Genomic DNA, 20,313 nt, shown 5'->3' with positions numbered 1-20,313 from the left:
CAGAACCCCAAAGGCCCTAATCCGAAATATTATTGATCTGACTGCCCAGCCCCACAAGTGACCCGAGCAGGGCAAAAACCGTCTGTGCCGATGTGACCGGGCTTTCGGTCGCCAGAACCAGATCGCCAGAGGCAATACGAAAATTACCGGCGCTGAACACCCCGTCCGCGCTTGTCAGATCCAGCGCAAACACCACCCGTTGTTCCCCTGGGCCGTGATCCCCGTCGCTAAGCGCAGTGGTGGGGTATTCCCGCAGGATCAACACGCCCTGCGGGTCGGCACGCTGCGGGGACACCCCGCCAATGATCGCCATCGCATCCAGCGCGGTGACGATATCCTGCGGAAACGGGTGCTGCGCCTGTCGGCCCGTCGCCCCAAGCGACAGGAAATAGCGCCGGTCCTCCTCGACAATCACCTGATCGCCGCCTTGCAGGCGCGTATCAAGCCGCGGCTCGCTATACAGCCGGTTGATCGAGGTGCCATAGAGATGGCCGCCACGCATCAGGCGGATCTGCGGATTTTCCAGATCGGCCCGCACACCGCCCCCCTCCGCGATCAGGTTCAGAACCGTGAATGACCGGTCCGGCATCGGAAAGCTGCCCGGCGCCGTGACACCCCCCACCAGATAGACGGAATTGCCCCGGCCCTCGGTCAGGGTCAGTTGCACCTGCGCCGAAGGGACAATCACCTCCAATTCCTCCTGCAGGTATGCGCGCGCCGCTTCGGGTGACAGACCCGCCACATCTGCCGCGCCCACATAAGGCACAAAGATTGTGCCATTGGGGGCCACGCGCATGTTTTCGAACGGCACAACACGCTGTTCGGCAGAGGTCAGCAGCGAATTCTCGGCACTGTCCCAGATGACAAGGTTCAACATATCGCCGGGTGAAATCACCTGCCCGCGTGACCCTGAACTGGCGGTGATCCATCGCAGCCCCGATTCTCCGGTCAGGGGCCATTCGGCCAGGACGGGCAGAAAATCACGGGTCACCGGATATATGGCGAAACCGGCAGCCACATCATCGGCCTCACGCAGGATTTCGCGCTCCAGCGGCGCGCTGCGCGGCAGGGAACAGGCCGTCAGCGCCATAAAAACCGCCAGAACCAAGCAGATACCTGCACTGCACTTCATGTTACCCTGCCTCACTCTGTCGGCGACCATATATTAAACCTTTCACCATACGATACGCTCATCGCCGGGGGGTCAACGCCTTAGGATAAGAAAGGCACGCAATTGCGGGTTCTGGTTATTGGTGCAACAGGTCGTTTGGGGCGGATGCTTCAATGGGGCTGGCAAAACAGGGCGGATCTGGATGTGACCTGGCAAACCCGGCGCAGCCCCCCTGCCGCACCGGGCTGGATCACCTGCGATCCGCTGGCTGAGCCATGGGCCCTGCAGCAGGCGATTGCCGGAAAGGACGCGGTGGTGGTTCTGGCCGGTGTGGTCCCCCGCAGGTCAGGGCCGATGTCTGATAACACCCGGCTGGCCCTTGCCGCGCTGGACGCGGCAACAGATAGCGGGGCGCATCTGTTCCTGTGCTCTTCCGCCGCTGTGTATGGCCGCGCCTCAACCCCCTGCCATGAGGAGAAGACCCCGCACCCTGAAACGCTTTATGGTCAGTCAAAACTGAAGATGGAGCAGGCCGCCTATGCCAAGGGCGGCGCCTTCACCTGCCTGCGTATCGGCAATGTGGCCGGCGCGGATGCATTGCTTGGCCCGATGAATGCCGGGCCTGTTCCGGTCACGCTGGACCGGTTCGCCGATGGCCGCAGCCCCCGGCGCAGCTATTTCGGCCCGGCCAGCTTTGCCCATGCTCTGGCCGATCTGATCCTTTGCCTTGGCACCAGAACCCTGCCCCGGATCGTCAATTTCGCACCGCCCGACGCGGTTGAGATGGCCGATTTTCTGGTCCGCGCCCGGATACCATGGGCCTGGCGCCCGGCCCCCGATACCGCCGTGCCGCAACTGGAACTGGATACCTCGCGCCTGATGGGGCTGATCCCCCTGGCCCCTGAGACGGGCACAGCTGAACGCCTGCTTGCAGAATGGCGCAGCTATGTGACCACGGGCAGCGCATCTGCGTGACCTGGCAGAAACGCATCTTTGATCTGGGGTTCGCCATCTGTCTCACCGTCATTCTGGGCCCGGTTCTGATCGGCCTTCTGATCTGGCTCTGGCGGGTTCAGGGCGGCCCGCTCTTCTATATCTCGGAACGGATGCGCGCGCCGGGTCACCCCTTTGGCCTGCTGAAACTGCGCACCATGACCGTCGCGAAACATGATGCCGGTGTGTCAGGCGGGCATAAACGCGCCCGGATCACCCCTGCCGGTCGCTGGCTGCGCGCCCGGCGGCTGGATGAATTGCCACAGCTCTGGAACATTCTGAAAGGCGATCTGAGCTTTGTCGGGCCGCGCCCGCCCTTGCGTGAATATGTGGAAAAATGCCCCGCGCTTTATACGCAGGTTCTGAAAAACCGGCCCGGGGTCACGGGGCTTGCCTCCCTGGTCTATTGCAAGCATGAACACAGGCTGCTGGCGCGGTGCCGGACCGCCGGGGAAACCGACAGGGTCTATACAAATGCCTGTATTCCGCGCAAAGCCCGGCTCGATCTGATCTATCAGCGCCACAGCAATCTCTGCTTTGATGTCCTGCTGATTATCGCAACGATCCGTCAGGTGTTCTGGCGCTGACCCGGTTTGCAACGGGGGGCTGTTTGACCTTGCGCGGAAATCATGTCAGCACTCGCTCAAACGCGCGAAAGGGACGGGAATGGCTGGCAAAATCCTTCTCACAGGGGGGCAGGATATATCGGATCTCATACCTATCTGGCCCTGAAACAGGCCGGGTATGAGGTGGTGATCCTCGATAATTTCGGCAATGCCCAGGCCGATGTGCCCGATCGTCTGGCCCAGCTGACCAATGCGCCGGTCACCTGCATCACCGGCGATGTGCGCAATGGCGCGCTGCTGGATCAGGTCTTTGCCGACCACGACATTGTTGCGGTTGTGCATTTCGCAGCGCTGAAATCCGTTGGCGACAGCATGAAAATGCCCCTGACCTATCTGGAAAGCAATCTGGGCGGTCTGCTGACATTGCTGGCCGCGATGGAACGCGCGGGATGCCGACGGCTGGTCTTTTCCTCCTCGGCGACGGTTTACGGGCTTCCCGATCAGACACCGACCCCGGAAACCGCGCCACGACAGGCCATGAACCCTTATGGGAAAAGCAAAATCCTGGGCGAGGAAGTGCTGGAACATCTGGTTGCCACTGATCCGTCCTGGGCCTTCGGCATCCTGCGCTATTTCAACCCGGCTGGCGCCCATGGCTCTGGCCTTCTGGGTGAGAATCCAAAGGATACGCCAAGCAATCTGATGCCCTTCGTGGCCAAGGTCGCCTTGGGTGAACTGCCCCTGGTGCAGGTTTTTGGCAATGATTACCCCACACCCGACGGCACCGGCGTGCGCGATTACATCCATGTGGAAGATCTGGCCCATGGCCATGTTCTGTCGCTGTCCGCCCTGATCGCGGACGGCAAAAGCCATCTGGTCAATCTGGGCACCGGGCAGGGCCATTCGGTTCTGGAGATTATCGCGGCCTATTCCGATGCCTGCGGTCAGGATCTGCCCTTTGAAATCGCCCCCCGACGGCCCGGCGATGTGCCGGTCTATTGTGCCGAGACGGAGAAAGCGAAAGAGCTTCTTGGGTTTTCGACCCGGAAATCCCTGGCCGATATGTGCCAAAGCAGCTGGACCTGGGTACAAAACGCCGCAACGCGTTGAACAGGCCTTGATTTCAAAGGCTTGCAGGACCTATCTGATTTTCCACTGGCAGAACGTCTTTCCATAAAAGACAGGGAAAGCGCCATATCAATCACCTTCTCAAGGGTAGAGCATCGCCCGGCGGCGGCACCGCCGGGCAGCGCCCGACCGAACCCATGGGGCGGGCGCTTCTCGCCCACCCCTCGGTTCGGGCGATGCCCTCAGCGCTATGCATATGCGTTGCTGCTGAATTTCAGTCCAGTGTTGCAGACAAGGTAGCATTTTCACATAGCAGAGATGCCTTTCAGGGCAGGAATGCTGCATATGCAAAATACTGCCCGCCACGCGCTTGGCGGGGGGCTTCAGGTTGTTAAGGCTTGCGCACCAAAACTGACGAGGTCGCCCCATGCCATCGCCCAACACCCGCACTGCCCTGATCACCGGTTCTGCGGGGTTCATCGGATATCACCTGTGCCGCCGCCTGTTGGCCGAGGGCTGGCAGGTGATCGGCCTCGACGCGCTGACCGATTATTACGACGTCGCACTCAAAACCCGCCGTCAAAGCATATTGCTTCAGAATCAGGGCTTTACTGCGGTGACCGAACGGGTCGAAACCCCCGTTGTGCTGGATGGTCTGTTTGCCGATCACAGGCCCGATGCGGTGGTGCATCTGGCCGCCCAGGCCGGCGTGCGCTATTCGATCGACAACCCCGAAAGCTATGTCAACGCGAACCTGATCGGCACTTTCCGCCTGCTGGAGGCCGCCCGCGCGGTGCCGCCTCAGCATATGCTTCTGGCCTCGACCTCATCGGTCTATGGTGCCAACACCCGGATGCCCTATGCCGAGACCGCGAAATCGGACACCCAGATGTCCTTTTACGCCGCGACCAAAAAGGCCAATGAGGCGATGGCGCATTCCTATGCCCATCTGTTTGACCTGCCGACCACCATGTTCCGTTTCTTCACCGTATACGGGCCCTGGGGACGGCCCGATATGGCGCTGTTCAAATTTACCAAGGCGATTCTGGAAGGTCTGCCGATCGACATCTACAATCACGGCGATATGGCCCGCGATTTCACCTATGTGGAAGATCTGGTCGACGGGATCGTGCGGCTGATCGACGTGGCGCCGGAACGCCCCGAGACCCCCGAGGATATCGTTGAAGGTGACAGCCTGTCGCCGGTCGCGCCCTGGCGGGTGGTGAATATCGGCAATTCGCAACCGGTTCAGTTGATGGATTTCATTGCCGCCATCGAAACCGCCATCGGCAGGCCCGCGATCCGCAACATGATGGAGATGCAGCCCGGCGATGTGCCCGCCACCTGGGCCGATGCGGATCTGTTGCAACGGCTGACAGGGTATACCCCGAAGACGCAGGTGGCCGATGGCGTTGCCGAATTCGTCGCCTGGTATCGCGATTTCTATGAGGTCTGATACGGGGGCCGCAGCGGCGCAGCGGCGCAACGGGGATGGAGCCGCCTGTCATCTGTCCGTTGTGGTTAAAGCATTTTGCCGTTTCATTGGATCAGATGCCATCGCATCCCCCTTCGAAATCAGTGCTTTGCAGGTTGAGAGGCCGAGGCGTCCGCGTCAGGTTTGATGCAAAATGCTCTGGTAACCGAAGGGTTGGGATCTCCCGACCATTCAAAGATCCAGGTATCGCCTTGCTGTATGTTCTGAACCAGATGCGGGCGAAACGCTGCCAGGCATCTGCCACCGCATCTGCGAACCGACGGGTAAAGAATGCCATTTGCGTTCAACCCCATAAGCTGGGCGGCAAGTTTCTGGCCATCCACATACCCTTTTGAAATATCAGGGTTCAAAGCAGAATCCTCCGGCGTGCCACTCAAATCGTGAAAGCTGGTTGCAAAAGACGCGTTAAGCTCTCGATAGGATGTCACATTCTCGAAAATTCCGGTTGCTTCAAGCTCGCGCGAAAGATGCCACGAGACTTCCGCCTGCGCGGTCTTGACCCGGTCTTTCCCCCATGCCGCATACCACGCCCCTCTTTCCGGGCCGTTGAACCGATTGCCCGTATCACGGGTGTAGCAGAATGCGGCATTCACATAGCTCCAGCCATAGCCGTGATGCTTGTTCAGAAGCTCATCAGGGGAGACGCCGGGAGGGATAAATTCCGGCAGCCCCGCCGTGAGGATGTCAGCGCTTCGAACGCCTCCAGAAAGGAAAGCTCATCCGCCGTATCCGACAGCGGGTTGAGCGCCGGATCGTCAATATAGGCTGTCGAGATAAACCGCGTGGTATTTGCTTCGACGAATGCGCGGATGGGAAGCATTGATGCATCGGTCACAATCCACCCCGCAGCGCATCAATATGGCGCCTTACCAGCATCATTGCCGGTATCCCGCCCGAAATCATCTTCTCCACCGGTGTTTTGCCCGAAAACAGGCTGCCTGTATTCGGTTGCTTTGGCCATCCCGTCTCCAACGGGCCGTTAAACAGAAGTCTCAGACCCTTGAAGATGCCGATCAGAAAACTCGCGCGCATCATCTTGTCCTGATCCAGATTGCCCTTGAATGAACCGACTTTCATCCGGCTCCATGTGGCAGTCGGGACATCGAACAATGCCGAGGCTTCCGCATTGCTCAAAGACCATGCCTCCGCAATCCGCACGACCGCCTTGACGACCACCGCAATATTCCGGGGGTCGTTCAACGGCGTGATCGCCGCGGGTCTTGATATCTGCTGAAGGATTGCCACCATTGATCTATCCTTATGATATGCATATTCATATCATATGATAAGGCTTTGATCAATCGGTTTCAAGACACCCGCCCGGCAGCCGGTTTTGCTTTCCATGGCGGTTTGCATTTGATCAGACTCGAAAACCGCAACCTTTCCCCCGCAAGACGGGGTCAGGCGATCCCGGCGCGCAGGCAATCGTGCAGATGCAGAAGACCAACGGGGCGGCCCGCATCATCGACCACGAAAAGCGCGGTGATCTTGTTCTCTGACATCACCGCCATTGCCTCGGCGGCCAGCATATCGGGCCCGATGCAGCGCGGGTTTCGCGTGGCGACATCCCCCGCTGTCTGTGCCATCAGCCCCTCCATATTGCGCCGCAGATCCCCATCTGAGATCACGCCGACCAGTTTGTGATCCTCGACCACGCCGGCAATGCCAAAGCTCTTTTCGCTCATCTCGATCAGCGTGTCGCCCATGGTGCTGGAGCTGCGGACCAGGGGCAGTTCCGCCACCCCATGCATCAGCTGCGCCACCTTGCTGAGCTGTGCGCCCAGCTTGCCGCCGGGATGAAACGCGCGGAAATGTTCGGGCAGAAACCCGCGCCGTTCCATCACCGCCACGGCCAGCGCATCCCCAGCGCCAGTGTCAGCGTGGTGGAGGTGGTGGGCGCCATGCCGATAATGCAGGCCTCGGGCGCCTGCGGCAGGGTCAGGCACCAGTCTGCGGCGCGCATCAGGGTGCTGTCGGCCTTGCCCGAGATGCCGATCATCGGGATCGAGAAGCGTGCCACATGGGCAACGATATCCCCCAGTTCCGAAGTCTCGCCGGAATTCGAGATCAGAAGCACCAGATCCCCGGGCATCACCATGCCCAGATCCCCATGGCTTGCCTCGGCCGCATGCACAAAGGCCGAAGGTGTGCCGGTCGAGGCAAGGGTGGAGCTGATCTTGCGCGCGATATGGCCCGATTTGCCGATCCCTGACAGGATCACCCGGCCTTTGACATTCAGGATCGCCTCAACCGCCGCCGGGAAATCAGGCGGCAGGGCCTCGGCCATATCGGTCACCGCCTGCCCTTCGGTGCGCAGTACGCGGGCGGCGGTGTCACGGATCATCTGATCGGCTGTCTTGTCCATGGCGGTTTGCATAGCCCAAGGTTTTACCAAAGGACAGGGCTTGCCAAAGGACAGGGGCCGGGTTTCCAAAACCCCGCAGGGCTGGCATAGCGGTCAGACCCGCCGATTGCCCTGATGGAGGCCCACATGAACCGCCGTTTCGGCCCACGGCCCGATCCGAACCGCCAGTATACACCCCGCGCCGGGGTCTATGCGATCATCACCAGCGGGGAGGGCATTCTGGCCACGTTTCAGGAACAGCCGACCCCTGAGTTTCAACTGCCCGGCGGCGGCATCGACCCGGGCGAAAGCGTGCTGGCGGCCCTGCATCGTGAGGTCATGGAGGAAACCGGGTATCATCTTCGTTCCCCACGCCGGATGGGGATGTTTCACCGCTTCACCTATATGCCCGATTACGACCTTTGGGCGCAGAAGCAATGCCATATCTATCTGGCCAGCCTGGGCCGGCAGATCGCCGCCCCGACAGAGCCCGGACACTGGCCGGTCTTTCTGCCCTGGGAGGAGGCCGCGAATACTCTGGCAGTATCAGGAGACCGGTATTTCGTCGCCCGTGCCATGGCGGGCCTGAACACCGGGTAAACCCAGCCGCAGAAAGGCGTCAGGTCAAAGATATCCTTCTGCCCGAAAACTCAACTCCCGCGCCTTGCCGATGATCAGATGGTCATGGATCACAAGGCCCAACACCTCTGCCGCATCGCGAATCGCATTGGTCATATCCATATCCGCCTGCGATGGTGTGGGGTCGCCTGACGGGTGATTATGCACCAGAATCAGCGCCGAGGCATTCAGTTCAAGCGCCCGTTTCACCACCTCGCGGGGATAGACCGGCACATGATCGACCGTACCGGTCTGCTGTGCCTCATCGGCAATCAGAACATTCTTGCGGTCCAGAAACAGAACCCGGAACTGTTCCAGTTCCCGATGCGCCATCGCTGTCTGGCAATAATCCAGCAGCGCATCCCAGGAAGACAGGATCGGCTTTTTCATCACCCTTGCGCGCGCCATCCGGTGGCCCACCGCTTCCATCAGCTTCAGCTCGAATACCACACGGTCGCCCACGCCGGTCACATCTTTCAGCCGGGCGGGCGGGGCGGCCAGAACATGGTTCAGATCGCCGAACTGTTTCAGCAGCGCCTTGGCCAGCGGCTTGGTATCGCCGCGCGGCAGGGCCCGGTAGAGGATCATTTCCAGCAATTCATAATCCGGCACCGCATCAGACCCGCCCTCGGTGAAACGGGCGCGCAACCGGTCCCGATGGGCTTTGCGATGCGCCTCCACTCCGACGTTTTTGGAAGGCTTGCGGGGCAGACGCACCGGCCGGGTCACGTCAAATCCGGGCAGCGGCGCTTCGGCGACCTGATCGGGGTGTCTTCTCATACCGCCGAGCCTGCCGCAAAACCGGTTAACAGTGCGTTACGCCCAGGTCGGGTGGTATTTGCCGCCCGGCGACAGGGTGAAAATCTCGCAGCCATCCGCCGTCACCCCGATGGAATGTTCAAACTGGGCGCTCAGGCTTTTGTCGCGGGTCACCGCCGTCCAGTCATCGGCCAGAACCTTGGTTTCGGGCCGGCCCAGATTGACCATCGGTTCAATGGTGAAGAACATGCCTTCCTCCAGCACGGCGGCGGTGCCGGGGCGCCCGTAATGCAGCACATTGGGGGGGGCGTGAAACACCTGGCCCAGACCATGACCGCAGAAATCGCGGACAACAGACATCCGCTGTGCCTCCACATAGCTTTGGATCGCATGGCCGATATCGCCGAACGTGTTGCCCGGCTTCACCATCTCGATCCCCTTGAACAGCGCATCATGGGTGACCTGGATCAGCCGTTCGGCCCGCCGGTTCAGCTTGCCCGCCACATACATGCGGCTGGTATCGCCAAACCAGCCATCCACAATCACCGTCACGTCGATATTCAGGATATCCCCGTCTTTCAGAACCTTGGCGCCGGGGATCCCGTGACAGACCACATGGTTCACACTGATACAGCTGGCATGCTGATACCCGCGATAGCCGATCGTGGCCGAGGTCGCGCCCGCCGCCTCCACCAGCGCTGTGATCCGGTCATTCAGCGCACCGGTGGTCATCCCGGGCCGCACCATCGGCACCATCTCGTCAAGAATATGCGCCGCAAGCGCGCCTGCCGCATGCATGCCCGCAAAATCCTCGGGGCGATGAATACGGATGCCGTCTTTGGTCAAATAACCTTCGAAACTGTCCAAAAAATCCACTCCGGCTCGGGTTTCCCGAAACTTATGCGATGAAACCGGAATTTTCCAGATCGGGCGCAATCAAATCTGCGCGGCAATATCAACCGGTATTTTATCGCCGATCCTGATACCATCCGGGCTGATATCTGTGCCATAGCATATCATCTCAACCCCGGCGGCACGGGCCGCGTCAAAGGCGCGTGCATAGGCCGGGTCCAGATCACCGGCCATTTTCAACCGCGTGCAATCAGACCGCTGAAGGAGATACAGCATCACCGCGCGATGGCCCTGCGCCACCATCTCTGACAGTTCAACCAGATGTTTCGCGCCCCGTGTTGTCACGCTGTCGGGAAATTCGGCCCAATCCCCGGCACGGCGCAGGGTGACGTTTTTGACCTCCACATAGGTATCGGGCAGATCACCGCCGCTCAGCAGAAAATCCACCCGGCTGTTCTGCCCGTATGACACCTCTGGCGTGATCACCGGAAAGGCCGATAATTCCGGGATTGCGCGAGCGTCCAGTGCTTCGGCCACAATCCTGTTGGGCAAGCCCGTATCGATCCCGGCCCAATGCCCGCCCGGCAATTCAACCAGACGCCAGCCATAGCGCAGCTTCTTTTTCGGGTCGTCATTCGGCTCCACCCAGATCCGCAGGTCCGGGTCTTTCAGACCCATCATTGATCCGGGGTTCGGGCAATGCGCTCTGGTCACCTGCCCGTCCTCCAGACGGATATCCGCCAGAAAGCGATTGTACCGGCGGATCAGGACTGCCGGGACCAGGGGGGTTTGAAAGCGCATGGTCCAGCCCCTATACCGGTCGCCATGCACAGGCAAGGAGCCGCTGAAATGCCCAACCCCACCGCCGCCATGCTGGTGATCGGCGACGAAATCCTCTCGGGCCGGACCCGGGATGCAAACATGCATTACCTGGCCGGAGAACTGACAAAACACGGGATCACCCTGGCCGAGGTGCGCATCGTCGCCGATGATCACGAGGCGATTGTGGGCGCGGTTCAGGCCCTGAGCGCGGGCCATGGCACGGTCTTCACCTCGGGCGGGATCGGCCCGACCCATGATGATATCACCGCCGAGGCCGTGGCCGACGCTTTTGCCGTGCCCATTGGCATCCGCGATGATGCCCGCGCGCTTTTGCAGGCCCATTATGAGCGTCAGGGCACCGAAATAAACGACGCCCGGCTGCGCATGGCGCGCATTCCCGACGGGGCGACGCTGATCGACAATCCGGTCTCTGTCGCGCCGGGCTTTACCTTACATAATGTGCATGTGATGGCCGGTGTGCCCGCTGTGTTCCGGGCCATGGTCGCCTCGGTGCTGCCGGGCCTGACCGGGGGCGCGCCGCTGTTGTCGCAAAGCCTGCGCATTCCCCGTGGCGAGGGCGATATCGCCGGGCCGCTTGCCGCACTTGCCCAGGCCAATCCGCAGGTCGAGATCGGGTCTTACCCCTTTATCCAGGATGGGATCTTTGGCGCCAATATCGTGGTGCGCAGCTCTGACGGGGCGGCCGTGGATATGGTGATCGGTGAACTGGCGGCGCTTTTCCCCGAGGCGCAATGACCCCGCCCGCATCTCTGCCCGCCGCCCATGACCTGTATCCGGTGATCGACCGGACATGGCCCGCCGCCGACATCCGCATGCTGGCCCCCTGGGTCTTGCGCAACGGGCAGGGCGGCGGCAGCCGGGTTTCTGCCGCAACCCTGTGCGAGGGCCAGCCGACAACACAGGATGTTGCCCGGGCCGAGGCCGCGATGCAGGCAATGGGACAACCCCCGTTGTTCATGATCCGCAAGGGCGACACGACGCTGGATGCTCTGCTGGACACCCTGGATTACCATATCAAGGATCCGGTCACGCTTTATGCTGCACCGGTCGGCGCCATCGCTACCGACCGCCCGCCGCCCATAACCTGTTTCGAAATCTGGCCCCCGCTTGCCGCGCAGGAGGAGATCTGGACCGCAGGCGGTATCGGGCCCGCGCGGCTGGCCATCATGCACCGGGTGACAGGCCCGAAAACCGCGATTTTCGGGCGGATTGATGACCACCCGGCCGGCACGGGTTTCATCGCCATGGACGGGGAGATTGCCATGATACACGCGCTGGAAACCCTGTCTGACCATCGCCGCAAGGGGCTGGGCCGCTATATGATGCGCGCCATGGGTTTCTGGGCCAGAGATCAGGGCGCCACATATATCACCCTGCTGGTCACACAGGCCAACCTGCCGGCAAACGCGCTCTACACTTCCCTCGGGTTCCAGCCTGTGGGACATTATCATTATCGTATCAAATCAGAGGCATCATGACCAAACCGAACCCGAACACCACGGCACTGAACCTTCCGCCTCTCGACCCGCTGCCGGACGCAACACAGAAATATTTCGATATCTGTCAGGACAAACTGGGAATGATCCCCAATGTTCTGGCGGCCTATGCGTTCGACGAGGATAAGCTGAACGCCTTCACCGGGTTTTATAACGACGTGATGCTGGCCGAAAGCGGTCTCAGCAAACTGGAACGCGAGATGATCGCGGTGGTGGTTTCGGCCATAAACCACTGCTTTTACTGTCTGACCGCCCATGGCGCGGCTGTGCGCGCACTGTCCGGCAAACCCGAATTGGGCGAAGCGCTGATCATGAACTATCGCGTGGCAGATCTGGACCCGAGACAAAGGGCCATGCTGGATTTTGCCGTGCTGATGACCGAAGCCAGTTACAAGATCGAGGAACAGGATCGCCAGGCCTTGCGCGATGTGGGTTTCTCTGACCGCGATATCTGGGATATCGCCGCCACGGCTTCATTCTACAGCATGAGCAATCGCATGGCCTCGGCCATAGATATGCGGCCCAATGCGGATTATCACGGGCAGCATCGGTGACATTCCGTCTGCCTCATATCCTTCTGTCCCTTGGGCTGGCCGTGATTGGCCTGCCCGCACCCGCCGCGGCGCTGGACCTGCACATGCCTGCCGCTGCGCGGCTGGTGCTGGATCAGACCGAAGCGATGGATCGTTACCAGATGCCCACCGGCCCATGGAGCCCGACCGGCGGCATGATAAGCCAGGATAAAGAGGGGCAGATAAACCGCTATGTCTGGCAGGTCGTGCCCTTTGGCGGAACCTGTGCACAATTGCTGGCCCCGCTCAGGGCGCAGCTTGTGACAGATGGGTATGAGGTGTTGTATTCCTGCTCAGACCAGAATTGCGGCGGCTTCGATTTCCGCTTCGGGATGGATGTGGCCCCGGAACCCGACATGCATGTGGACCTGGATGATTTCATCTATCTCGCCGCCCGCAAGGAAACCGGGGATGCCACCTATGATGTGGCGCTTCTGGTCTCTCGCGGGGGGGGAAACGGCTATATCCATATGATTCAGATCAGCCCGCCCGGGGAACCCGTGCCAGAGGTCACCCAGTCAACCCGCGCGCCTGCGGATGAGGGCACGGTGCCACCGCCCGTCTCCGCCACTGCCGGTATCGCTGACAATGCCACCCTGATCTCGGCGCTGGAGACAACCGGCAGGGCCACATTGGAAGGCCTGCACTTCCAGACCGGGGCGTCCGCTCTCCCGGAACAGGAAAATACCTCGCTGACCGTGCTGGCCGATTACCTGATCCGTCACCCGGCCCGGCGCGTGGTGCTGGTGGGCCATACGGATGCCGAAGGCTCGCTGCAAAACAACATCGCGCTCAGCCGGGCACGGGCGGCTGCGGTGCGCAGCTATCTGGTGTCCGCCCTGAATGTTCCCGCCACACAGATCCGGGCCGAAGGTATTGGATATCTTTCCCCCCGCGCGCCCAATGATACCAATGAAGGCCGGGAACGGAATCGCAGGGTCGAAGTGGTGCTGACAAACACCGAATAATGCGTTTGCATTTGCATGGATGCAGAACCGGTGGCGAGACGCAGATTTTATCCGAAACGCTCTAAAAAATGGCCCGGCTGGCAGACACCAACCGGACCATGGATTTGCCCCGAAATATACGCTTGGGGCGACAGTATGAAATCTTACCAGTCTTCGGGGCCTTTGCCGCGAAACTGCTCTACAAGAAAATCAATGAATGCGCGGACTTTCGGCTGCGTATAGCGACCCGGCGGATACACCGCATAAATGCCTTGCGCTTCCATCGGCAGGTCAGGCATCGCATCAACCAGCAGACCCTGACGCAACGGCTCTGCATAAAGAAAGCTGGGCAGATAGGCGATACCAAGCCCGCCAATCGCCGCATTCAACAGCGATTGCCCATCATTCACCGTCAGCGAACCGGATGTGCGCACCTGACGTTTCTCACCGGAGGGCGCGGTGAGTTTCCAGACATTCCCGCTGGCCTGATTGGAGTAATGCAAAAGCTTGTGGTCGCTCAGATCGTCAATCTTTTCCGGCCTGCCGAACTGCTCGAAATAGCTGGGCGCGGCGATCATGCGTTTATGGCTCTCGGTCAGTTTGCGGGCCCGCAGACTGCTGTCTTCCAGCTCACCGACGCGGATCGCCAGGTCGAACCCTTCCGAGATCAGCTCCACATAGCGGTTGTTCAGAATCATATTGACGGTGATTTCGGGGTAAGACCGTAAAAACGACCCCAGAACCGGCGACAGATGATTGACGCCGAAATCCGTCGCCACAGAGACCCGCAACAGACCCGAGGGCGCAGATTGCATTGCCGTGACCAGCGCATCGGCCTCACCCGCATCATTCAGAACCCGGCGGGCCCGGTCATAATAGGCAAGGCCGATCTCGGTCGGGCTGACACGCCGGGTGGTGCGGTTCAGAAGCCGGGCCCCCAGACGGGTCTCAAGGCTCGACACATGCTTGGACACAGCGGATTTTGAAATCCCCATCTTCCGTGCCGCATCGGTAAAGCCGCCCTGATCCACAACCGTGGCGAACGCTTCCATTTCCGTCAAACGGTCCATTAATCACCCATCTGCTCACATTTTTCTTTGGAGCGACCATGACCCTGAAATACGGCGTGATTGCGGAGGAAGCCGGGTATTCCCGAGGATCGTTGATGGCACAGGTTGCGTCATTCCCCTGTATACTTGCCTGAAATGACAGATTTTGACCATAAGTATGTATGAAAACCTACCCGCCGCGATCCGCAGACCAGCCATAGGCTTCCCGCAGAACAGGAGCATCCCATAGTGACCCATCTCACCGCCCGCCAAGATCTTGCCGCCGCCTTTCGCTGGACCGCACGGGAAGATATGCATGAAGCCATCGCCAATCATTTCTCACTGGCGGTGAATGCGGATGGTACGGAATTCCTGATCAATCCCAAACGGCATTTCTCCCGCATCCGGGCCTCGGACCTCTGGGTGATCGACGCCAATGACCCGGACAGCTGCACCGGCCCCGACGCGCCGGACCAGACCGCCTGGGGCCTGCATGCCAGCCTGCACCGCCATGTGCCCCATGCCCGTTGCGCCATGCATGTGCATTCCACCTATGCCACCGTTCTGGCAAGCCTCGCCGACAGCCGCCTGCCCGCGGTCGATCAGAACTCGGCGATATTCCACAATCGGCAGGTGGTGGATGAGGAATATGGCGGCCTTGCGCTGGAAGACGAAGGCGCCCGCTGCGCGCGCCTGTTTCAGGACCCTTCGGTACGGACCCTGATCCTGGGCAATCACGGCGTGCTGATCATCGGTGAAACCGTGGCCGAGACCTTCACCCGCCTCTATTATTTCGAACGCGCCGCCCGGACCTATATCCTTGCCCTGCAAACCGGGCGTCCGCTCAGGGTGCTATCCGACGAGATCGCCTCGAAAGCCGCCGCGCAAATGGAAGGCTGCGCCGGGGATGAGGCGGCGTTCCTGACCGAGATCCGCGCCGTGCTTGACACGGAAGAGCCGGAGTATGCCCACTGACCCCACAGCACCCATAACCGCCCGGGGCCCCTTCTCTATCTCAAAAATACTTCCGCCGGAGGCATCCCACAATCTCACCACAGACCACGCCGCGAGCCTTCACGCCGCATCGAAATCCAGCACCAGTTTTTCGCTTGTGGGTCGCGTCTGGCAGGCCAGGGTGAAGCCCGCCTCCAGCTCCCAGGGTTCCAGAGAATAATTCACCGCCATCTCGGCGCTGCCCGCCGCCACCTTGCACCGGCAGGTGCAGCACATGCCGCCCCGGCAGGAATAGGGCAGGTCCAGCCCGGCCCGCTCTGCCGCTGCAATCACCGTCTCATCTTCCCCGGTATAGGTGAACTGCCGCCGCGCCCCATCCAGCACAATCTCAACCTCCACCCCGCCTTCCGCAGCCGCCTCTGCCGCGGCTGATTTCGGCATTCGGGGGGTTTCTCCGGCCATGAAGAACCGCTCGTGATGAATGCAGGCATGATCCACACCAAGCGCCAGCACCGCTGCCTCAACCGCGTCGATCATCTCTCCCGGGCCGCATAGAAACACCCCGTCGGCACCCGCCGGATCAACCGCACCGGCCTGCGCCAGACGGGTCACTTTCTCTCCATCCACACGCCCCGACAGCAACGCCACATCCTGAGGCTCCCGGCTCAATACATGCACCAGCGTGAACCGCCCCAGATACCGGTCTTTCAGCGCCTCCAGCGTTTCGCGGAACATGATCGTATCGGTGCGACGGTTGCCATAGATCAGCGCCACCTCCGCCCCCCGCGCCAGGGCCGCCCCCGCCAGCGACACCATCGGCGTGATGCCAGACCCGGCCGCAATCAGCACCATCCGGTCACAACCCGGGTCGGTAAACCGCCCCTCCGGCGGCATCACCCGCAGCACATCACCGGCGCTCAGACCCTGGGCAAATTCCGAAAACGCCCCGCCCTCAACCCGTTTGACCCCGACGGTCAAAGGCTCCCCCGGCAAGGATGCAATCGAATAGCTGCGCCGCAAATCCTGCCCCGCAACCTTGGCCCGCAGGGTCAGATACTGCCCCGGCGCATAGGCAAACACATCGCTCAGCGCCTCGGGCACGTCAAAACAGATCGCCACCGCCCCATCGGTTTCGGGTCGCAGCTCTGCCACAGTCAGGTCGTGAAACATCGCCACCCTCTCAAATGCATTTGAAATAATCGAACGGCTCGGCGCAGGTCAGACACCGATACTGGGCCTTGCAGGCGGTTGACCCGAATTCGCTGATCCGCTCGGTCGCCTCTGATCCGCAAAGCGGGCAGCTCACGGCCACCTCTCCGAACAGCGCCCGCACCGATCCCGCGGCCTCCACCGGCGGGGCGATCCCATAGGCACTCAGCTTCTTGCGACCCGCCTCGGTGATCCAGTCCGTTGTCCAGGGGGGCGTCAGAACCCGCTCGATCCGCGCCTCATAGCCCGCATCGCGCAAGGCCATCTCGATCGCCATCTCGATCGCCAGGGTGGCGGGACACCCGGAATAGGTGGGCGTCACCCGGGCCACCGCCACGCCCTCGACCAGATCGACGCTGCGCAGAATGCCAAGCTCCTCCACATTCACGCAAGGCACTTCCGGGTCGGGGACTGCGGCCGCCGCTACCCAGGCGCGTTTCTGGTCCAGAGCCGTTACCATTCCGCCCCCGGATAGGCGCGCTGCAGATACTGCATCTCAGCCAGAAGATGACCCAGCTGCTCACCATGAACCCCGGCACGGCCACCGGCCTGCGGATACGCCACCTCGGGCACCTCCAGCAGCGCCTCGCCAAACACCATCGCAATCACCCGATCCCATTCAGCCTGCATCCCGGCACGTACCGGCAAGACAGCCCCGGCCTCGCACACCGCCGCATCCTCACTGCTTTCAAACAGCTCCCCGGTGAAGCGATGCAAGTCCAGCACTGCGGCCTGCATCTTCGCCGCACTCTCCTGCGTTCCGTCGCCCAGGCGGATCACCCATTCCCCCGCATGGCGGATGTGATAGGCCATTTCCTTCACCGCCTTGCCCGCCACCCCGCGGATCACCTCATCAGTCGAGGTTAAAGCCGCAGTCCAGAACGGCTCCATGAAGGCTGCGAAATAAAGCTGCCGCAGCATGGTCTGTGCAAAATCCCCGTTCGGGCGTTCCACCAGCAGGCAGTTGCGATATTCCCGCTCCACCCGCAGCATCGCCAGATCATCCTCTGACCGGCCCCTGCCTTCCAGCGTCGCGGCATACTCATACAGCACCCGCGCCGTCCCGATCAGATCCAGCGCCATATTCGGCAGGGCCAGATCCTCCTCCAGCATCGGCGCATGGCCGCACCATTCGGAAATCCGGTGGCCGAGGATCAGATGATCATCGGCCAGTTCCAGAACCGCGCCCAGCAAGGCCATCACATATGCCCCACATCTTCGGGGATCTCGTAAAAGGTCGGATGGCGGTAAATCTTGTCCGCTGTCGGCTCGAAATTCTCCGCCGCCTGATCCGGGTCGCTTGCGGTGATCGCCACAGACGGCACCACCCAGATGCTCACCCCTTCGCCGCGCCTTGTATAGACATCGCGCGCCGCATTCAGCGCCAGAACCTCATCGGCGGCATGCAGCGATCCGCAATGCTTATGCGCCAGCCCGTTCCGGGGCCGGATGAACACTTCCCATAACGGCGTCGCATCCGCCATAGCCGCCCTCCGTCTTCTTGTTTCAAATACGCTGCGGGGAGCGCGAGGGGTGCAAAACCCCTCGCTCCCGCACTCTCATCTCACTCTGCCGCCTGCTTGCGCGCCGCCCGCTTCGCGGCATGGGCCAGGGCCGCCTCCCGCACCCAGGCGCCATCTTCCCAGGCCGCCTTGCGGTCCCTGATCCGGTCTACATTCATCACACCGCCGCCCTTGACGACCCGCCAGAATTCGGACCAGTCAATCTCCCCATGGTCGTACCCGCCCTTTTCCGCGTTCCATTTCAGATCCTTATCCGGCACGGAAAGACCCAGAAACTCGGCCTGCGGCACGGTTGCATCAATGAATTTCTGGCGCAGTTCATCATTTGAAAAACGCTTGATCTTCCAGGCCATCGACTGGTCCGAATGCTCACTTTCCGCGTCATGGGGCCCGAACATCATCAGCGATGGCCACCACCAGCGGTTCAGCGCATCCTGCGCCATCTCGCGCTGCGCCCCGGTGCCGCGTGCCAGGGTCATCACAATCTCATAGCCCTGCCGCTGGTGAAAACTCTCTTCCTTGCAGACCCGGATCATCGCCCGCGCATAGGGCCCGAAGGAACAGCGGCACAGCGGGATCTGGTTCATGATCGCCGCGCCATCCACCAGCCAGCCAATGGTGCCGATATCGGCCCAGGACAGGGTTGGATAGTTGAAAATGCTGGAATATTTGGCTTTGCCCGACAGCAGTTCCTCGGTCATCTCCTCGCGCGACACGCCCAGCGTTTCAGCCGCCGCATAAAGATAAAGACCATGGCCCCCCTCATCCTGCACCTTCGCCAGAAGCGCCGCCTTGCGTTTCAGCGAGGGCGCGCGGGTGATCCAGTTCCCCTCGGGTAGCATGCCCACAATCTCGGAATGGGCGTGTTGCCCGATCTGACGAACCAGGGTCCGGCGATAGCCTTCGGGCATCGCATCATTGGGTTCGATCTTCTCTTCCGCATCAATGCGCGCCTGAAACCGCGCCAGAAATTCGGGCGTCTCGTCAGAGCTGCTGTCAGCGCCAATCAATCCTTGAGAATACATCCGATCTCCTCCCGGGTCCCGTGTGTGACCTGAAAATAGGTTACAAAAAATCCTGAATCAATGATTTTTTGTAACCTATTTTTGATATCCGAACCTCTGCCAATAGGCCCGGCCCGGGATTTGCAGGGCGCGAAACCCGTCGCCCGGGGCCTGCAACCAATCCTCTGCCGACCCGGTCAGCGCCCAATAGGCAGCGCCCAGTTTCGCCCGCAATGTCAGCCCGGCCCATCCTTCGGGGGCAAGTTTTTCCGGTATTTCCGGGTGCCGCAGAACATAGCGCCGCCAGCGATGGATCAGAACCGTCCGCGCCGCCAGGGCATCAAGCTTTGTATCGGGGGAAAATGTTACCTCAAGATAGCGCAAAAGCGCTGTCAGAATGTCTGTTTCCTTTTGATGATCGGCGGTGACGACCTGCAAATCCCCGGGCAATGTGTCGATCCAGCCCGCCACGGAAAACCCTCGCACACGAGGCGCGAAATCCACCGGCCAAAGGCCTATCCCCGGGGCAATCGGCACCCCGCGCGGATCGTCAGAGACAGCCATCAGCCAATGCACCGGCTCCTCCTCTCTGGGTGCAGCATAGACAAGCCGCGAGGCCGGCACAAACGCCTCCCGCCCCTTGTCAGTAAAGCCGTAAAACGTGTTCCGGCCTTCCTTGCTGCGCTCGGCCCAGCCGTCTTTCACAAGCCGGGACAGGGCGGTTTTCTGCGCCGCCTGGCTGACACCCAGCCGATCCAGCAACAGGCCCAGCCGGGTGGTGGGGATGGTGGTCTGCCGGGTTTCAACCGTGTCCCCCAGAATGGTCACGATCAGCGACCAGACCCGCAAGCGGCCCTGATCATGCAGATAATCGTCAAGAAGCGGTTGCAGCAAATCGGTCATCACGCTG

The 20,313-nt window shown here is 61.1% G+C and carries 24 protein-coding genes and 1 pseudogene; 10 read left to right on the top strand and 15 right to left on the bottom strand.

All coding sequences use genetic code 11. From position 1 onward, the window contains the following. Window positions 1–16: 16 nt before the first annotated feature. Complete coding sequence (locus tag E2K80_RS15680) at window positions 17–1,132, bottom strand: polysaccharide biosynthesis/export family protein (protein ID WP_135375843.1); 1,116 nt, start codon at window positions 1,130–1,132, stop codon at window positions 17–19. Between the two features lie 102 nt (window positions 1,133–1,234). On the opposite strand from E2K80_RS15680, the gene E2K80_RS15675 reads away from it, so the two are divergent. The 4 genes from E2K80_RS15675 to E2K80_RS15660 all read left to right on the top strand — a co-directional run bounded on the left by E2K80_RS15675 (window position 1,235) and on the right by E2K80_RS15660 (window position 5,194). Further along, window positions 1,235–2,086 carry an NAD-dependent epimerase/dehydratase family protein gene (locus E2K80_RS15675; protein ID WP_274379230.1) on the top strand — a complete coding sequence of 284 codons (852 nt, stop codon included), beginning with the start codon at window positions 1,235–1,237 and terminating at the stop codon, window positions 2,084–2,086. Further along, window positions 2,083–2,691, top strand: coding sequence for a sugar transferase (locus E2K80_RS15670; protein ID WP_238475561.1), 609 nt, complete (start codon window positions 2,083–2,085; stop codon window positions 2,689–2,691). The genes E2K80_RS15675 and E2K80_RS15670 overlap by 4 nt, the downstream gene beginning before the upstream one ends. Window positions 2,692–2,733: 42 nt before the next feature. Beyond that, window positions 2,734–3,780, top strand: coding sequence for a UDP-glucose 4-epimerase GalE (gene galE, locus E2K80_RS15665; protein WP_135375840.1), 1,047 nt, complete (start codon window positions 2,734–2,736; stop codon window positions 3,778–3,780). A 385-nt stretch (window positions 3,781–4,165) separates the two neighbouring features. Then, window positions 4,166–5,194, top strand: a complete 1,029-nt coding sequence (locus E2K80_RS15660) for an NAD-dependent epimerase/dehydratase family protein (RefSeq protein ID WP_135375839.1) — start codon at window positions 4,166–4,168, stop codon at window positions 5,192–5,194. Window positions 5,195–5,313: 119 nt separating this feature from the next. On the opposite strand, the gene E2K80_RS15655 is transcribed toward E2K80_RS15660, so the two are convergent. The 4 genes and pseudogenes from E2K80_RS15655 to E2K80_RS15640 form a co-directional block, all read right to left on the bottom strand. Continuing rightward, window positions 5,314–5,826 carry an RES family NAD+ phosphorylase gene (locus E2K80_RS15655; RefSeq protein ID WP_168193221.1) on the bottom strand — a complete coding sequence of 171 codons (513 nt, stop codon included), beginning with the start codon at window positions 5,824–5,826 and terminating at the stop codon, window positions 5,314–5,316. 29 nt (window positions 5,827–5,855) lie between these two features. Next, window positions 5,856–6,068, bottom strand: coding sequence for a hypothetical protein (locus E2K80_RS15650; protein WP_135375837.1), 213 nt, complete (start codon window positions 6,066–6,068; stop codon window positions 5,856–5,858). After that, window positions 6,065–6,481, bottom strand: a complete 417-nt coding sequence (locus E2K80_RS15645) for an antitoxin Xre-like helix-turn-helix domain-containing protein (protein ID WP_135375836.1) — start codon at window positions 6,479–6,481, stop codon at window positions 6,065–6,067. The genes E2K80_RS15650 and E2K80_RS15645 overlap by 4 nt, the downstream gene beginning before the upstream one ends. Window positions 6,482–6,633: 152 nt before the next feature. Then, window positions 6,634–7,610 (bottom strand): annotated as a pseudogene (locus E2K80_RS15640) (KpsF/GutQ family sugar-phosphate isomerase). Window positions 7,611–7,724: 114 nt separating this feature from the next. Between E2K80_RS15640 and E2K80_RS15635 the strand changes: the two are divergent. After that, window positions 7,725–8,177: an NUDIX hydrolase gene (locus E2K80_RS15635; protein WP_135375835.1), complete on the top strand. Its 453-nt coding sequence runs from the start codon at window positions 7,725–7,727 to the stop codon at window positions 8,175–8,177. 24 nt (window positions 8,178–8,201) lie between these two features. On the opposite strand, the gene radC is transcribed toward E2K80_RS15635, so the two are convergent. The 3 genes from radC to sfsA all read right to left on the bottom strand — a co-directional run bounded on the left by radC (window position 8,202) and on the right by sfsA (window position 10,607). Next, a complete protein-coding gene (gene radC, locus E2K80_RS15630; protein WP_135375834.1) occupies window positions 8,202–8,975 on the bottom strand; it encodes a RadC family protein in 774 nt (257 codons plus the stop codon). A gap of 36 nt (window positions 8,976–9,011) precedes the next feature. Continuing rightward, window positions 9,012–9,821, bottom strand: a complete 810-nt coding sequence (map, locus tag E2K80_RS15625; protein WP_135376651.1) for a type I methionyl aminopeptidase — start codon at window positions 9,819–9,821, stop codon at window positions 9,012–9,014. A gap of 69 nt (window positions 9,822–9,890) precedes the next feature. Next, window positions 9,891–10,607 carry a DNA/RNA nuclease SfsA gene (gene sfsA, locus E2K80_RS15620; RefSeq protein ID WP_135375833.1) on the bottom strand — a complete coding sequence of 239 codons (717 nt, stop codon included), beginning with the start codon at window positions 10,605–10,607 and terminating at the stop codon, window positions 9,891–9,893. A 48-nt stretch (window positions 10,608–10,655) separates the two neighbouring features. Here sfsA and E2K80_RS15615 point away from each other — a divergent pair, with 48 nt between their 5' ends. The 4 genes from E2K80_RS15615 to E2K80_RS15600 are packed head-to-tail and all read left to right on the top strand — an operon-like array spanning window position 10,656 to window position 13,685. Further along, complete coding sequence (locus tag E2K80_RS15615; protein ID WP_135375832.1) at window positions 10,656–11,384, top strand: competence/damage-inducible protein A; 729 nt, start codon at window positions 10,656–10,658, stop codon at window positions 11,382–11,384. Then, window positions 11,381–12,127: a GNAT family N-acetyltransferase gene (locus E2K80_RS15610; protein ID WP_135375831.1), complete on the top strand. Its 747-nt coding sequence runs from the start codon at window positions 11,381–11,383 to the stop codon at window positions 12,125–12,127. Before E2K80_RS15615 ends, E2K80_RS15610 begins: the two co-directional genes overlap by 4 nt. Then, window positions 12,124–12,699 (top strand): peroxidase-related enzyme, encoded by a 576-nt coding sequence (locus E2K80_RS15605; protein ID WP_135375830.1) that lies wholly within the window; start codon window positions 12,124–12,126, stop codon window positions 12,697–12,699. Before E2K80_RS15610 ends, E2K80_RS15605 begins: the two co-directional genes overlap by 4 nt. Continuing rightward, window positions 12,696–13,685, top strand: coding sequence for an OmpA family protein (locus tag E2K80_RS15600; RefSeq protein WP_135375829.1), 990 nt, complete (start codon window positions 12,696–12,698; stop codon window positions 13,683–13,685). Before E2K80_RS15605 ends, E2K80_RS15600 begins: the two co-directional genes overlap by 4 nt. 143 nt (window positions 13,686–13,828) lie before the next feature. Here E2K80_RS15600 and E2K80_RS15595 read toward each other — a convergent pair whose 3' ends face one another. After that, on the bottom strand, window positions 13,829–14,734 hold the full coding sequence (locus E2K80_RS15595) for a LysR family transcriptional regulator (RefSeq protein WP_135375828.1): 906 nt from the start codon (window positions 14,732–14,734) through the stop codon (window positions 13,829–13,831). A 228-nt stretch (window positions 14,735–14,962) separates the two neighbouring features. Here E2K80_RS15595 and E2K80_RS15590 point away from each other — a divergent pair, with 228 nt between their 5' ends. Then, complete coding sequence (locus E2K80_RS15590) at window positions 14,963–15,688, top strand: class II aldolase and adducin N-terminal domain-containing protein (RefSeq protein WP_135375827.1); 726 nt, start codon at window positions 14,963–14,965, stop codon at window positions 15,686–15,688. Window positions 15,689–15,787: 99 nt separating this feature from the next. On the opposite strand, the gene E2K80_RS15585 is transcribed toward E2K80_RS15590, so the two are convergent. The 6 genes from E2K80_RS15585 to E2K80_RS15560 form a co-directional block, all read right to left on the bottom strand. After that, window positions 15,788–16,837, bottom strand: a complete 1,050-nt coding sequence (locus E2K80_RS15585; protein ID WP_135375826.1) for a 2Fe-2S iron-sulfur cluster-binding protein — start codon at window positions 16,835–16,837, stop codon at window positions 15,788–15,790. A 10-nt stretch (window positions 16,838–16,847) separates the two neighbouring features. Continuing rightward, window positions 16,848–17,336, bottom strand: coding sequence for a 1,2-phenylacetyl-CoA epoxidase subunit PaaD (gene paaD / locus E2K80_RS15580; protein ID WP_135375825.1), 489 nt, complete (start codon window positions 17,334–17,336; stop codon window positions 16,848–16,850). Beyond that, window positions 17,330–18,076, bottom strand: a complete 747-nt coding sequence (paaC, locus tag E2K80_RS15575) for a 1,2-phenylacetyl-CoA epoxidase subunit PaaC (RefSeq protein WP_135375824.1) — start codon at window positions 18,074–18,076, stop codon at window positions 17,330–17,332. The genes paaD and paaC overlap by 7 nt, the downstream gene beginning before the upstream one ends. Next, window positions 18,076–18,360 carry a 1,2-phenylacetyl-CoA epoxidase subunit PaaB gene (paaB, locus tag E2K80_RS15570; RefSeq protein ID WP_135375823.1) on the bottom strand — a complete coding sequence of 95 codons (285 nt, stop codon included), beginning with the start codon at window positions 18,358–18,360 and terminating at the stop codon, window positions 18,076–18,078. Before paaB ends, paaC begins: the two co-directional genes overlap by 1 nt. A gap of 80 nt (window positions 18,361–18,440) precedes the next feature. Beyond that, on the bottom strand, window positions 18,441–19,424 hold the full coding sequence (gene paaA / locus E2K80_RS15565; protein ID WP_135375822.1) for a 1,2-phenylacetyl-CoA epoxidase subunit PaaA: 984 nt from the start codon (window positions 19,422–19,424) through the stop codon (window positions 18,441–18,443). Window positions 19,425–19,499: 75 nt separating this feature from the next. After that, window positions 19,500–20,306 carry a PaaX family transcriptional regulator C-terminal domain-containing protein gene (locus E2K80_RS15560; RefSeq protein ID WP_135375821.1) on the bottom strand — a complete coding sequence of 269 codons (807 nt, stop codon included), beginning with the start codon at window positions 20,304–20,306 and terminating at the stop codon, window positions 19,500–19,502. Window positions 20,307–20,313: the final 7 nt, after the last annotated feature.

Source organism: Rhodophyticola sp. CCM32 (assembly GCF_004751985.1).
Classification (GTDB): domain Bacteria; phylum Pseudomonadota; class Alphaproteobacteria; order Rhodobacterales; family Rhodobacteraceae; genus Rhodophyticola.
This window is presented reverse-complemented; position numbering and strand designations above follow the sequence as displayed.